The sequence below is a fragment of the Paenibacillus aquistagni genome (assembly GCF_900177815.1).
Taxonomy (GTDB): Bacteria; Bacillota; Bacilli; order Paenibacillales; family Paenibacillaceae; genus Paenibacillus_B; species Paenibacillus_B aquistagni.
Genome location: NZ_FXAZ01000001.1, coordinates 1794734 through 1808478 on the forward strand (window position 1 = coordinate 1794734; position 13745 = coordinate 1808478).

Annotated in this window: 14 protein-coding genes; 5 read left to right on the forward strand and 9 right to left on the reverse strand. The window is 46.0% G+C overall.

What is annotated here, in order from left to right; genetic code table 11:
• Positions 1–52: 52 nt before the first annotated feature.
• Positions 53–1312, reverse strand: coding sequence for an ATP-binding protein (locus B9Y93_RS08430; RefSeq protein ID WP_085493835.1), 1260 nt, complete (start codon positions 1310–1312; stop codon positions 53–55).
• Between the two features lie 224 nt (positions 1313–1536).
• On the opposite strand from B9Y93_RS08430, the gene B9Y93_RS08435 reads away from it, so the two are divergent.
• Positions 1537–2022 carry a copper amine oxidase N-terminal domain-containing protein gene (locus B9Y93_RS08435; protein ID WP_085493836.1) on the forward strand — a complete coding sequence of 162 codons (486 nt, stop codon included), beginning with the start codon at positions 1537–1539 and terminating at the stop codon, positions 2020–2022.
• 327 nt (positions 2023–2349) lie between these two features.
• On the opposite strand, the gene pruA is transcribed toward B9Y93_RS08435, so the two are convergent.
• Both pruA and B9Y93_RS08445 read right to left on the reverse strand, forming a co-directional pair.
• Positions 2350–3894, reverse strand: coding sequence for an L-glutamate gamma-semialdehyde dehydrogenase (gene pruA / locus B9Y93_RS08440; RefSeq protein WP_085493837.1), 1545 nt, complete (start codon positions 3892–3894; stop codon positions 2350–2352).
• A gap of 56 nt (positions 3895–3950) precedes the next feature.
• Entirely contained in the window at positions 3951–4871 is a 921-nt protein-coding gene (locus tag B9Y93_RS08445) for a proline dehydrogenase family protein (RefSeq protein WP_085493838.1), read from the reverse strand.
• 231 nt (positions 4872–5102) lie between these two features.
• On the opposite strand from B9Y93_RS08445, the gene B9Y93_RS08450 reads away from it, so the two are divergent.
• Positions 5103–6434, forward strand: a complete 1332-nt coding sequence (locus B9Y93_RS08450; protein WP_085493839.1) for a sigma 54-interacting transcriptional regulator — start codon at positions 5103–5105, stop codon at positions 6432–6434.
• Positions 6435–6569: 135 nt separating this feature from the next.
• Here B9Y93_RS08450 and B9Y93_RS08455 read toward each other — a convergent pair whose 3' ends face one another.
• The 3 genes from B9Y93_RS08455 to B9Y93_RS08465 are packed head-to-tail and all read right to left on the reverse strand — an operon-like array spanning position 6570 to position 8738.
• Positions 6570–7034, reverse strand: a complete 465-nt coding sequence (locus tag B9Y93_RS08455) for a GNAT family N-acetyltransferase (protein ID WP_085493840.1) — start codon at positions 7032–7034, stop codon at positions 6570–6572.
• Entirely contained in the window at positions 7031–7477 is a 447-nt protein-coding gene (locus B9Y93_RS08460; protein WP_085493841.1) for a hypothetical protein, read from the reverse strand. The genes B9Y93_RS08455 and B9Y93_RS08460 overlap by 4 nt, the downstream gene beginning before the upstream one ends.
• 34 nt (positions 7478–7511) lie before the next feature.
• On the reverse strand, positions 7512–8738 hold the full coding sequence (locus B9Y93_RS08465; RefSeq protein WP_085493842.1) for a PucR family transcriptional regulator: 1227 nt from the start codon (positions 8736–8738) through the stop codon (positions 7512–7514).
• 279 nt (positions 8739–9017) lie between these two features.
• Between B9Y93_RS08465 and B9Y93_RS08470 the strand changes: the two genes are divergently transcribed.
• Positions 9018–9239 (forward strand): (4Fe-4S)-binding protein, encoded by a 222-nt coding sequence (locus B9Y93_RS08470; protein WP_244903319.1) that lies wholly within the window; start codon positions 9018–9020, stop codon positions 9237–9239.
• A gap of 84 nt (positions 9240–9323) precedes the next feature.
• The gene (locus tag B9Y93_RS08475) at positions 9324–9602 is read left to right on the forward strand and encodes a GNAT family N-acetyltransferase (protein ID WP_088548287.1); all 279 of its coding nucleotides are present in this window, start codon (positions 9324–9326) and stop codon (positions 9600–9602) included.
• An 87-nt stretch (positions 9603–9689) separates the two neighbouring features.
• Here the strand turns inward: B9Y93_RS08475 and B9Y93_RS08480 are convergent, their stop codons facing one another.
• The 3 genes from B9Y93_RS08480 to B9Y93_RS08490 form a co-directional block, all read right to left on the reverse strand.
• Positions 9690–10322 (reverse strand): DUF4269 domain-containing protein, encoded by a 633-nt coding sequence (locus B9Y93_RS08480; RefSeq protein WP_170936524.1) that lies wholly within the window; start codon positions 10320–10322, stop codon positions 9690–9692.
• Positions 10323–10639: 317 nt separating this feature from the next.
• The gene (locus tag B9Y93_RS08485; protein WP_085493846.1) at positions 10640–11179 is read right to left on the reverse strand and encodes a hypothetical protein; all 540 of its coding nucleotides are present in this window, start codon (positions 11177–11179) and stop codon (positions 10640–10642) included.
• Between the two features lie 160 nt (positions 11180–11339).
• Positions 11340–12680, reverse strand: a complete 1341-nt coding sequence (locus B9Y93_RS08490; protein ID WP_085493847.1) for a hemolysin family protein — start codon at positions 12678–12680, stop codon at positions 11340–11342.
• 254 nt (positions 12681–12934) lie between these two features.
• Here B9Y93_RS08490 and B9Y93_RS08495 point away from each other — a divergent pair, with 254 nt between their 5' ends.
• Positions 12935–13738: a DUF1836 domain-containing protein gene (locus B9Y93_RS08495; protein WP_085493848.1), complete on the forward strand. Its 804-nt coding sequence runs from the start codon at positions 12935–12937 to the stop codon at positions 13736–13738.
• Positions 13739–13745 lie beyond the last annotated feature (7 nt).

Sequence of the window (13745 nt, forward strand, 5' to 3'; positions counted from 1 at the left end):
ATATAGACGCTAAACAGCTGAGATCTGCGGATCTCAGCTGTTTAGCGCTGCACTAGTCCTCCAGCACTCTTTTAAACTGAAGCACACAAGTTGTCCCTTCTCTTGGCCTGCTGTAATAGGAGATCTTGCCATTCATCGCACGTATCGAACTTACAACGACCATAAGACCTAAGCCGGTGCCCTTCTCCTTTGTCGTATAAAAAGGCATGCCAATTCGCTTGATCTCATATTCTGACATGCCAACCCCCGTATCTTGAATCTGAATATGTACGCCATCATTATCACACCATGTCGATACCCGAAGATAACCTCCCTCAGGCATGGACTCAATCGCATTCTTCATAATGTTCAGAAGACTCTGCTGAAATTTCTTCGTGTCTCCCTTAACATAGACAGGCTCTGACGTATAATGCTTAATTTGAAGCTCGACCTTGGATAGAACACAAAGCGGAGAAACCATCGAAATTAAAGAATCGATCGCTTCCTGAATATGTACTTGGTCATGATTCTTAACCGTCGGCTTAGCAAAGTTCAAATAATCCGTAATAATGGCGTTCGCCTGATCAATGCCTTCTAATGCAAAGCTGCGATACTTCTCCAACGCATCCTGAGAAAGATTATCATTGCGCATCAGTTGAAGAAATCCGTGCGCCGTCGTTAAGGGATTGCGAACCTCATGAGAGATCGAAGCGGCAAGCTGGCCGATGACCTGATACTTCTCTGCATCATAAAGCTCCTCTCGAAGCTTCTCTTGATTTTTGACATGATAGTAAATATAGCTTACAAGCATCGTAGAGAGGTAGGTCCCTATAACCATTAATCCTACCGGACTACCCTTAAGAGCGTCCCAGTCTTCATAACAGAGTAAAAAGACGAGCAGGTATACCGTGGTTAATGTAAACGCAAGCAAATTAATCTGTAAAAAAGTGCTTCGCTCAACCTGGGTCTTATGAAAAATAAGTCCCATGCCCAATAAGATCGTTGATGCAATCAGGGTTGGAGCAATATCATTGCCCACAATCACCGCGTTGCCAAAATTAAAGGCGATCCAAGTTGCAATGCCTGCAATGGTGCCCTCAAACAAGGAGGCGAGCACAATGCTGATTGGAATCAGATGTACGCAGTAAATAAATGGATCAATGGTTTCCAGTGTCAGATAGCTCAGCGATAAGAGTGCTAGTATGGCGACAAACAAAAGCTTGCGCCGATTGTTAGAAAACGTATACCTTGGGGTAATAATCAAAAAAAACAAACAGGCGCTCATCACATAAAGTATTCCCGTAACCTCGTGACCGATCATTGACAGTATCAACTAAAACATTCCTTCTCAAAGGTTCTCTGTACCATCACCACTTATTAACTACCATTTTATTCATTTTTCGACACAATCCAACAGCAATATCATACACTTTTCCTCAAGATTATCATATTTTCCCTATAGAGCCAATCTAAAAGTAAATTTTTACATGTGAAAAAATCATAAAAGATGAAACTAAATCGTCTTTTCTTTCGTCTTATTAATGAGGAGGGTTCATCATGATAAAAAAGTTATCCGCGATTGCAATCGCTAGTCTTATCGCTTCTTCAATGATATATCCTTATTCCGCACTAGCTAAAGATACAAGAGAAGCGAAAGCGCCTCAAGAACAGGCAGCAAGCTCTCAGGTTCGTGTTGAAACCGCTAACGGTTATATTACCGTTAATAATCATAAGATTATCGATGGAAAGACCTTCATCCCCATTTCCGAACTTGCCAAGGTACTGAAGGTTCAAGTCAAGTGGGAAGCAAGCACGCATACGGTGACTGTCGAGAACGATCAGGCAACGATGAAGTGGTATACCATTACGGACCGGATCAAGGTGAACAACAAGGATGTCACGATTACGGATCTCCCCAAAATCTTTGACAGCCGCACTTATGTCCCTCTTGTACTCCTCCGTCAGGTCTTTCAAATCCAATACTCCTGGGATAGCGCCACGAAAACAGTAACCATTGTTTCACCAGATGCAGACAAAGAATAATTCTGATCATCCGCGGCATCACACATCAAATATTTAGTGTGATTGATAGGTAATACAGTCTACAAGAAGATACATAATAGATCGAGATTCTATTTCGTCTCTATTGATATGCACAAGCAGCCGATTATAGAGCCTATCCTCGCCGCCTTTACAAATGACTAATCACGCATTCATTCATGCAGGGCCGCTGTATTCCATTACTAGATTAAAGAATTGGTTTTGTACACATTCATGCCCGCGAACATGTTCATAGGCCTAAAAAATCTGCACTCTACTGAAAGTAAAGTGCAGATTTTTGTTTGGGCTTTTCTATGGGAATGACGGCTATTACCACTTTTCTGATACAAGCTTCGCTTGCGTAAACAGCAAGAGATAATCTCTGCCGCCTGCTTTTGAATCCGTGCCTGACATATTGAATCCGCCAAACGGATGTACGCCAACCAAAGCTCCTGTGCATTTTCGGTTGAAGTACAAGTTTCCACAGTGCATATGATCTCTTGCATATTCCAAGTGCTCACGATTGCTGCTGAATACAGCACCTGTCAGCCCATACTCTGTATGATTGAAAATATCAATCGCTTCCTTATAGCTAGCCGCCTTGCAGACCGCAAGCACAGGTCCGAAGATCTCCTCCTGCATCATTCTTGCCTCAGGCGCCACATCGGCAAATACGGTAGGCTGAATATAATAGCCATCGCCCTCTGCAATGCTGCCTCCAACAACCAAGCGTCCTTCCCCTCGACCAATCTCGATATAGTCTAGAATCTTCTCATATGCCTGTTGATCAATAACTGGACCAATCGGCGCATTCGTTACAGCAGGACCAACCTTCAGTTGATTCGTCTTCTGAATGATTAGATCAAGCACTTCATCATATACATCCTGATGGATAATCGCTCGTGAGCCAGCGGAGCATTTTTGTCCTTGAAAGCCAAAGGCAGATTGAACAATCGCCGTTGCCGCATCATCGAGATTGGCTGATTGATCAACTACGATGCCATCCTTTCCGCCCATTTCGGCTATAAGGCGCTTCATCCATATCTGGCCTTCATTGGTCTTTGCCATGCGCTCATTAATGCGTAGTCCAACGTCACGTGAACCCGTAAAGGAAATAAATCGCGTTCTTGGATGATCGACCATAAGATCCCCAATCTCAGAGCCCGAGCCGGGTACAAAATTCAACACGCCTGCCGGCAGTCCAATCTCCTCCATAAGCTGAACAAATTTGGCGGCAATAACTGGAGAGGTTGAAGCTGGCTTAAGCACGACCGTATTACCTGATACAATCGCTGCCGACGTCATTCCTGCCATAATGGCGAATGGGAAATTCCAGGGTGGAATCACAACGCCAACGCCAAGTGGAATATAAGTCAATTGGTTATGCTCGCCAGGGTATGGCGTAAGCGGCTGCGGCGCTGCCAAGCGAAGCATCTCGCGGCCATAGAATTCTAGAAAGTCGATTGCTTCCGCAACGTCAGCATCGGCTTCCCCCCAATTCTTGCCGACTTCGTATACAAGCCAAGCACTGAATTCGAACTTGCGTCTGCGAATCTCGGCCGCTGCCTTGAACAGATAGCCTGCCCGTTCTTCTGGGCTTACGAGCTTCCAGTCAGCAAAGGCTGTGTCAGCCGCTGCAATTGCGGCTAGCGCCTGCTCCTTATCCGCCTGGGACATCTGTCCAACCAACTGCTCCTTATTGCCAGGATTAATGGAGCGGCCAAGCTTCGTCGTTTGAATCTTCTCGCCATTAATGACGAGCGGATAAGTGCGGCCCAGTTCTGCTTCTACGAGACGCAGGGCGTCCACCATTGCTTGCTTATTCGCTTCTGCGCTAAAGTCAGTAAAGGGTTCATTGCGGAATTCGATCAACATGAATCATGACCTCCTAAGACATTTATATGGTGTATAAACAGAGAGATTCTTAGCTGCTAGGACTTGAACATGGATTTTAGTACAAACCAGACATTTGCAGGGCGCTCAGCCAAGCGGCGCATAAAATATCCATACCAATCATCCCCATATGGAACATATACGCGCATCGTATACCCTTCATTCGCAAGTTCCTGCTGGGCTTGTGTCCGAATGCCGTACAGCATCTGAAACTCGAATTGGCTGTTTGGAATCTGCTGTTCTTGCACAAACCTCTTCACGTGAGCAATGATATTGTCGTCATGGGTAGCTACCGCTGCATAGCAGCCATTCTTCAGATGCTCTTCAATCATCACCATAAAATTCTTGTCTACATCCGCTTTATCTGGATAAGCCACCTCACTGGACTCCTTGTAGGCGCCCTTAACCAGGCGAAGATTCGGCTTGTACGTTGCCAGATCGGCGATATCATCGAGACTTTTATACAGATAGGCCTGAATGACAAGCCCTACCGTCTCCCCGTATTCCTCTCTAAGGGTCTTAAAGATGCGCAAAGACACCTCATTATGAGCGTAGTCTTCCATATCAATGCGGACGAATTGAGCATTCTTCCTTGCTATGTCGAGAATCATGCGCATATGCTTCAAGCACAGCTCTTCCGAAATATCAAGACCAAGCTGAGTCATCTTTAATGATAAGTGGGAGCGCACCCCACTCTCTGCAATCGCTTCCAAAGTGCGAATGCAATAATCAGCAGCATCGGCTGCTTCCTTCTCTGTGCTGATAAACTCTCCAAGATGATCAAGTGTCGCTACAATGCCTCTGCTGTTCAACTCGCGAATGGCCTGAATGGCATCCGCTATCTGAACACCTGCTACAAATCGCTTCGCGCCAAACTTTAATCCATAGCGCTTGGCTGTTCGATTCGCCATACGATTTTTGGACAGATATAGAAATGCGTTGCGCATCATGGTCTCCATATCGTTCTGCCCCCTCCAAGTGACATTAAAGTGTTTAATTTTTGAACATTTCATGATCTTAATGATTAATTATAATCACATATGGTTGATATTGTAAATACATTTTCATGAAATATTTGCTAATCATTTGGAAACAGATGATGAATCGCATAGAATTTCATTGCAACCGAAGGAAGCTTTTGACATAATAACGTACAAGCCTATTAGAACACGAAAACCGAGGGTAGACCTATGAATGTGGAAATCAACAGCTGGACAGATCAGCAGCTTCGCGCAGTGCTGCTGCAATTGCTTGAGACGATTCATGACGCAGTAACCATTGTTGACACCGATGGGATTGTACAGCATTGGAATCGTATCGCAGAGAGCACTTACGGCATCGCGAAAGAGCAAATCATCGGCAGAAGAATCGGAGATTTTTTTCAAAGGGAATCGATTATGCTCTTTCAAGTCATGGAGAGCGGACTAGAAGTGAAGCAGGTGTATCATGAACCTCGACCAGGCACACATGTCATTATTGATGCCAGTCCCATTCGCGATGCAAGCGGGACGCTAGTCGGCGCCATATCGATTGAGCACAACGTCACACAGTATGTGAAAATGAGTGCAGAGATGTACAGCAAGCAAGAGGTTGAGGAGCTCTCTTCCGTAAGCTTCCCCTTCAAGCCAGAGGAGCTCACAGCGGCCAAACTGTGCGTTCAGAAGGAGCAGCCGCTTCTACTGTCAGGAGAAGAAGGCGTAGGCAGACGAGCCATTGCGAAATGGATTCATGGAGAACTGGAGTTAAAGGGGGCTTTCGTCACCATTAGCTGCGGAACGATTCCCGAGGGATTATTGGAAGCAGAGCTATTCGGGTATCATGGCGAGGAGATCCGCATCGGCAAGCTTGATCAAGCCAAAGAAGGGCTACTTTATCTAAAAGACATTCATCTGATGCCGCCTTTCATTCAGCATAAGCTTAACGACGCAATCCAAGAACGCGCCTATCGTCGGCTTGGCGGAGGAGCAGAGGTCCCGCTGCAGTGTGCCCTTGTATGTGCTGTCCCAACTGCACCCATTACAAAGAGTCTAATGGAAGAAGGGACATTGCTTGAATCCTTGTATTATGCCATGTTTGAGCAGCAGATTCCTTGCCTTGCAGAACGCAAGCAGGATCTTCCTGAGCTAAGTCGCATGTTCGTCGAAGAAGCTGCCGTTAAGCTAGATATCGAGCCTCCTGCACTGACCCGTGATGCCATAGCAGCAATTCTAGCCTTTGATTGGCCAGGCAATGTCCCCCAATTGAAGCATGCGATGGAGCATGCCTGCTTTGTGGCTCACACGAATCATCGCTCCTTGGTGACTGCGATGGAGCTTCCTGACTATGCAAGATTAACGACACTCGCTGAGCTGACGGAAGCCGAACTTCCCTTAAGCATTCATTCCGAGGAAATGGAGCGAAGCCGAATTATGGAGGCGCTAAAACGAACGAACGGCAATAAAGCTCGGGCTGCCAAGCTCTTAAGCATCTCTAGAGGTGCGCTGTATTACAAGCTCAAATCCTATGGACTTGATGAGCAATAAGGACATCCGCACAGCTTTACGTGTTTGAATGAAGAAATCAATAACACACCTAATGCTTATGCTATTCTCTCTATTAGCGCCATTTATGCCATGGAAAAAAAGAAGACAACAGGCAGAACCCCTGTTGTCTTTTTGCTATTGCTCCGCTTTCAATTCCATTTTCAAAACAACACGATCCCGGCATGGTATGCCGTCTTCTACTAGCGGCTCCGCATAGTGCTTCGTAAAGTAATCTTGATCGATATGATTCATTCGAAACCCCGCCTTTTGATACAAGTACAATTGGCCTACGCTTGAATTGCCTGTACCAACAACTAGATAGGATGCATCGCTCGCTGAAGCCTCGCGCAGGGCGTGCTTAAGCAGCGATTGGCCGAATCCCTTGCCCTGATGCTGCTCATCAATCGCCAGATTCATAAGCTCAATACCCCCATCCTGCAAAGGCTTAAGCACGTAGACCCCAATAATGACACCATCCTGCTCCAGCACCCACGTTCTAGCATCTGATCCATAAGCTTCAATCATGGCCTCGCTTGGATCAGCAAGCAGCATAAGCTGAAGCGGAGCTTGCTCATCGATATGCAATCGTCTTATAATCATTTCTTTCTCCTCATTCCCACTCGTTTAAGAATATACTCAATAGCGGCGAACATTAGCGACGCAGCCATGCCAAATGGACTCAAACGCACGCCTAACATCCAACTATCGAGCAATCCGACGCTGCCCGTAACCCCCATCAAGATGAATGTCACAAGTACAGAACCTGCCGTTCCAGCAGCGCCATATAAAAGAATCGTAAGCAGCAGAAGCCAGCCTGTGGGGACGTTATGATCATGAAGCTTCGTTTTCACATAATCAATACCATATGAGAATACGAGTCCAAACATTATTACTGCAAGACCCGTATATACAATCACCATAAGTATGACCTGCTGGAAGCTGAACCAGCCGTTCCCCTGCAGCAATCCTCCAATGACAAGCGCAAAGAGCACAATCATGAGCAGCGCTGCAATCAGTTTGCGCAACAAGCCAAGCTTCTTCATCCTCAACACTCCTTACACATCGGATGCTGCCATTCTACTTCATCTTATTAAGCTTCAATTCCAAATAAAGCGTGACCTTCTCATCCATTTTGTTCAGGTCCATCTGCCCGATCTCCATAATGCGCTTTAATCGATAGGTTAATGTATTCGTGTGCACATGCAGCGCCTCAGCTGCCTTTTTCACATTGCTGTCATACTTTAAGAAGACCTCTAGCGTGGTCAACAGATCACTGCCATGCTCAAGATCATATCGCCTAAGCAGCGTAATGCTTAAATGCTCTACCTTCGTCTTTTCTTTTTCCGTGACCATGGCGGGCAGGAAGCGATAGAAGCCAAGATCTCTATAATTCTGAATCTCGTCGACTTCATCAGGGAAAGCTTCCTTTATCTGCAGCACAACCAGCGCTTCATGGTAGCTTAGCTCTGTTGAAGTATACTGGCGATAATACGATCCGCATCCTACATGGATGGCGGCATGGAAGCGCTGAACGAGCCGGTCCATAAAATGGCTGCGTTCTTCTTCATATTGTGCAATGGTCTGTCTCACGCTTCTCGTCCCTGCAATCATAATCAGCCGATTCTGATGGATGACATACAGAGGGACTCGAATCTGTTCGACGGTCCGAACCACATAAAGGATCTGCTGGTACTGCTTTTCACTTATTTCAGCATCAAACTCAACGATGATTACTTGATAGGAATCCGGCAGCTGAATGCCATATTGATGTGCCTTCTCCTTAATCGTCATATCGCTATGCTCTTGTCCGCTCAATAAGCTCCAGCACAGCTCATAATGCTGCTGTTCTTGCTTGCGTCTATCATTTTGCATCTCTAGTATCTTGATGCGCGCAGCTTGCGCCGCTCTTTTAAGTTGAAGCTGGGCGATATCATCGGCAAGCTGATGATCGTCAAGCACCCATATAAATCCAATGACATCCTGGTGATTGCGAATCGCGATAACGATGCGGCTCTTCAATCCTAGGGCTTGAATCGTCGGAATTCGAACCGCTTCTGTACTGGCCATGATTTGCTGAATAATGCCTTCCTGCCAAAGTGCGCTTATAACATATTCCGGGACTCGTCGTCCAATAATCGTCGCTATCCGCGCTTGATCGGTATCAGCCACATGAGAGCTGTAGGCCATAAGCTTATGGCTGACATCCTCGATAGTCGCAGGACATTGCAGCACCTCGCTAATCGTATCTACGATGGACTCAATGCTATCAAATTGACGGTCAAACGGATTAATGCCAAGATTCATTGATTGTTCCCCTTATATCCATAATATACCTACTACGCCAGTACAGATGCTGCATCCTTCATGCAACTTCTCCCTTCCTGATAGTAGTAGAAATACGTAAAAAAGTACAGTCACGATTTATAGATGTCATGCCATAATACCTATCATAGACAAACATAACCCCAACGGCTATATTATATATAGTTTCTATGCTTAAGTGAAAACGGTTCAGCGTCCATGCTGCTGGGCATATTAACATCACGATTGGATGCTGTATCCATGTGGAAAGGTGTGTCTTGTGTGAGCAACAAAGTCTACCGAGGGAAAGAAATTGAAGTCTACTTCGATTCAGAAAAATGTATCCATTCAGGGGTTTGTGTAAAAGGGATGCCCCAAGTCTTTGATCTCAATAAAAGACCCTGGGTCAATACCGAAGGTGCATCTGCGAACGAGATCGCAGCTCATATTGATAGCTGCCCCAGCGGCGCACTAAGCTACAAGCGCCTCTCGCAAGAATCGTAACGAGTTCGACCGCGCGCAGCAATGTCCAGTTCAAGACCGGAGTCTGTCAAGCTGCAAGCACCTAATCAAGGAGGAGGTAGAAGGATGTTCCAAGTAAGCCATAACCAAGAAGGCCATCAATTCTACATGGAGCAAGACGGGATATTGATTGCTGAGATGACATACAGCATTACGCGCGAAACGCTGTATATTATTGATCATACTTTTGTGAATGAGAACTATAGAGGTCAAGGTCTAGCTGAACAGCTAATGTCTGCTGTTGTTCAATTTGCTAGAGATCACCAGATCAAGTTGATACCGTTATGTCCCTTTGCTAAAAAACAATTTGAAACAAAACCAGAATACGTGGATGTACGTTATTAATAAGTATTCAGGCAAGGCAAGCATGAACAAGTGATGCTTGCCTTGATCCTTTATTCAACAACAGACCCTAAAGTCAGCTTCTTTTCTTTATGCCATATTGGAGCTGCTAGTTGTAGATATAAGCTCCGCTAATCTCTCATCACTATCGTTCTCAAGTTGAAGCAGCGCCTCGTAAGGATCTCCTTCCAAGCTTAGCAGCTTCGCAAAGGCAGGCTCAGTCTTATATCCCACTTGTTTTAATCGTCGAATCCGATCTGCCAGCTCCCTCCCCCCAAGTCGAAGAAGCTTGGCTTCAATGAGCATATGGCGATATCCATTCTGTCTTCTAACAGGAACAGGCTGACTGAAGATCTCGATTACAAACGGCGGTTCGTAAAAACGAATGCACGCATAAGGGATACCTGCTTGGAAGCCCTGATGGATGTCTGCTTCCTTGTGCTCCTTAACCCAGCTGGCCATGCTTCGAACAAAATCATCAAGATCGTGGACCTCGCACAAGATATCCAAATCGCTGTCGGCGATGGACAGATGAATGGGGATCGTTCCAACGAGGACGGGATCATATTTCTGCAGCCGCTCCATTACCCCGCATCTTCGCAGCGCAGCATAAGCTGATCGCTGCAGCTTGCTTCCTTGCTCTAGATAGCCGATGCTGTCAAAGCTGTCAGGCAGCATGATGCTCCTGCTTCCCGCTGTCGTCTCGCATATCGATTCCTGCACTTGGCTGCCTCCTAACAATAAAGGATAACCTCGACAATCGCATGGTAAGGATAATAGCCCTAGCATACCATGGCTATGCTGCACGTGCCAGTTATCCGACCTTCGCATCGCCATATCTTCAGATATGCAGGCAAGGTACATTCATCTAAGAATGAGTCTGCATTACAGGACAGAGTCAGAGCGGCAAGGCTTACCACGGCTTTATCACGACCTGTCAGAACAGAACCCTGTTTGCTTAGCAGGATTGAACGTTGCAAGATATCTCTTGCTCGTTACAATAATGGAATTATATCCCATTATATAGACAGAATCAATCCTCACATCTGCCACCCTGGCCAATTATGCTCCCCTGCCTCAATATACGTTTCGATGTAGCATCCAGCGTGCTCCCTGAGGCGCAGCGCTCCACTAGAGCTCCTCATTCTGCGATCGCATCTGAAATCTTGCCAAGGCTTAAAATCATAGGGAATATAGTGGAACATCGGTACATATTCCTTCTTCATTTCCACATACTCCACCAGACTATTTTCAAGCTGCAGCGTATTTGAATACACGGAATTCTCTTCACCCGTTTCTTCATGATTGAGCACCTTCTCGTGCACAGGCAGCAATTCGTAAGTCCCAGCTAAGACCTCTCTTATGTAAAGATGATCGGGAAGCTTTGCATGCAGGCTTATCTTCACCCCGGCAAAATACCCCTCCTTGCAGCGAACACCATAACTGCATCGTTCCTGATCCTGAAGCAGCATCAAAGGGTGTTGATAAGGGGCCCGCTTGCACCAGCTCTCCATCTCTGCCTTGGTCTCATAATACCTGCCTGCCAGATAGAACCTTTCCAGCTTGACAACTTGCTTCATCTCATGACCTCCCTAGGTGAGCGCTCCACGCAAAAAAAGGGCAGCAAGCTGCAATTAGCAGCTGCTGCCCGATGCTTTCGGAGCAATTCGCACTTTATGATGTTAAAAGAGTATCATAGCTGCACAAGCTGTGCAATGCCCTTTATCGATAGGATCGTCCTTACGCATGAAGCTCGCTTACCTCATAAGCAACCGGCTCCTCAATCTTCTTCATCTCAATCTTGCGGATACGATGGCGTTCCTTCTCCAGAACGATGAATTCAATATTGTCCACCGTAATTTTAACGCCCCGCTTCACATCCGGATAACGATCATACAGCCATCCTGCGATCGTGTCAAAGTCTTCGCTCTCATAATTCGTGCCGAAGATGTCATTAATCTCAGATAGAAGCACTTTACCGTCTACACGGTAGTGATCATCGTCAATCATCTCGATCTCTGCCTTTTCCTCAGCATCGAATTCATCACGAATCTCGCCAACGATCTCTTCCAGAATATCCTCAATCGTAATCATACCCGAGGTTCCACCGTACTCATCAACAAGAACCGCCATATGAACGCGGTCAAGCTGCATCTTGCGAAGCAAGCTCTTTACCGGCATCGCTTCAGATACAGTAAGAACGGGCTGCACAAGCTGCACAAGCTCTGCTTGGCGAATTTCATTATATTGAAGAAACATTTGTTTCGTATTGACCATTCCAATGACATTGTCCTTATCCCCGCGAATGACGGGATAACGTGTATATTGCTCCTGCTTCATCACGATCATATTCTCTTCAATCGTGGAATCCGCATCCAAGCAGATCATGTCTGTTCTCGGTACCATGATCTCTTTTGCCAGCAATTCGTCAAAGGTAAAGATATTGCTCATGTAGCCGTATTCTGTGTTGTTAATCTTACCGCTCTCAAAACTCTCGTTCAAAATAATCTGAAGTTCTTCTTCCGTATGCGCTTCCTCATGCTCACTAACGGGCTTGAAGCCAAACAAGCGAACAAGAGCATTTGCAGATCCATTCAACAACCAAATAAACGGGTACATGATGCGATAAAACCAAATAATCGGCTTGGAAAAGGCTAATGTAACCTGCTCCGCCTTTTGAATCGCGAGCGTTTTCGGTGCAAGCTCACCCACAACAACGTGCAAGAACGTCATAAAGATGAAGGCGACGGCAACGGAAATCACTTTATTCATCGATTCCGGGATGGCGAAGTACTCGAACAAAGGATGCAGGACTCGCTCCACCGTAGGCTCACCCAGCCAGCCTAAGCCGAGGGCTGTGATCGTGATACCCAGCTGACAGGCGGACAAGTATCCGTCAAGGTTCGTGATTACTTTTTTGGCCGATAAGGAATTGGCCTTCCCTTCTGCAACCAACTGATCAATACGGCTGGAGCGGATCTTTACGATCGCAAACTCCGTCGCAACGAAGAATGCCGTAAGCAAGATCAGAATTGCAACAAGAATAAAATTCAATGTTAAGTTACCCGAGGGGTCGTCCATTGTACTATAATTCTCTCCTTTTTTTCCTTGAGGATACACGAAAAGCATATTTCAAGGTCATTTGAACTTATTATATGAGCTTATAACCGGTTCTTCAACGTTTGAATCTGTTCAAATTCTGCCTAAAAGCCGATTTTTTGACCGTTTGCCTGAGAAGAAGCGTCTTTCTAATTCCCTTATCTTCTTTGACTTTGATTTGGTTCTGATTCTATGATAAATAGGACTGATCCATTCGAACAGAAGGAGGTTTAGGCATGGAGCCGTTTACATTTACGCGCAAGCAAATGTCTCAGCTGCTGTTGTCCATTGCTTCTTATTGCGAGAAGCGCCAAGCGGCCGCCCCCGCATCCCATCCATCCTTGAATTGGCTGCATGAAGCATGGCAGCGAGATCAACAGCCTTCTTCATCGGACAGCTCCTTATCATGCGCGATGCCTAACCGCCTCCAGATGATGATAGAAAAGTATATCCGCAGCGGGATGTGGACAGAAGGCCTCTCCTTAAATGAGATTGTCGCATTAGGCAATCAAGTGGAGTATACGAATTTCTCTATCACCTCCGTTCAGAACTGGGTGAAGCGTGAGATTCGAAGCCTGGTTGGCCCGCCTCGCTTAGGCAAGAAATACGATCTGCAGCAAGCAGCGATCATCCTAATTGTTGAGGATTTGCGGGCCGCACTGTCCTTTGAGGAGATTCGGCAGATGTTCACTTCCTTGCGCATTCACGCTCAGGAGCCTGTGCCCATCATTAAGCCGCTGCGATTGTATCAGCTGTACAGTACATTATATGAAGCATTAGATCAGGATAACGACCAAATTCTCGATGTTCGGCTATTTGATCCTTTGAAGCTGCACCATGATGGACAGCTTGAATCAGTCATTCGCCTCAAGACCGAAGAATTTCTGGTTGAGGAGCTTCCACAGGAGCGCGAGTACCACTTTCTGCTAAGGGATGCGCTTATTATTGCACTGACCTCACTGCAAACGATCTTCTTTCAAAGCCTGGCAAAGCGCTATTTGCAGCATATGCTGCATCAGCATTCAGAGGCAAAGGGATAAATTAATT

Excerpts from the sequence above, each read along its gene's own strand:
- B9Y93_RS08450 (WP_085493839.1), top strand. The coding sequence starts at position 5,103 with ATGAATGTGGAAATCAACAGCTGGACAGATCAGCAGCTTCGCGCAGTG.
- B9Y93_RS08455 (WP_085493840.1), bottom strand. The coding sequence starts at position 7,034 with ATGATTATAAGACGATTGCATATCGATGAGCAAGCTCCGCTTCAGCTT.
- B9Y93_RS08495 (WP_085493848.1), top strand. The coding sequence starts at position 12,935 with ATGGAGCCGTTTACATTTACGCGCAAGCAAATGTCTCAGCTGCTGTTG.
- B9Y93_RS08485 (WP_085493846.1), bottom strand. The coding sequence starts at position 11,179 with ATGAAGCAAGTTGTCAAGCTGGAAAGGTTCTATCTGGCAGGCAGGTAT.
- B9Y93_RS08460 (WP_085493841.1), bottom strand. The coding sequence starts at position 7,477 with ATGAAGAAGCTTGGCTTGTTGCGCAAACTGATTGCAGCGCTGCTCATG.
- B9Y93_RS08475 (WP_088548287.1), top strand. The coding sequence starts at position 9,324 with ATGTTCCAAGTAAGCCATAACCAAGAAGGCCATCAATTCTACATGGAG.
- B9Y93_RS08490 (WP_085493847.1), bottom strand. The coding sequence starts at position 12,680 with ATGGACGACCCCTCGGGTAACTTAACATTGAATTTTATTCTTGTTGCA.
- pruA (WP_085493837.1), bottom strand. The coding sequence starts at position 3,894 with ATGTTGATCGAATTCCGCAATGAACCCTTTACTGACTTTAGCGCAGAA.
- B9Y93_RS08465 (WP_085493842.1), bottom strand. The coding sequence starts at position 8,738 with ATGAATCTTGGCATTAATCCGTTTGACCGTCAATTTGATAGCATTGAG.
- B9Y93_RS08445 (WP_085493838.1), bottom strand. The coding sequence starts at position 4,871 with ATGGAGACCATGATGCGCAACGCATTTCTATATCTGTCCAAAAATCGT.
- B9Y93_RS08435 (WP_085493836.1), top strand. The coding sequence starts at position 1,537 with ATGATAAAAAAGTTATCCGCGATTGCAATCGCTAGTCTTATCGCTTCT.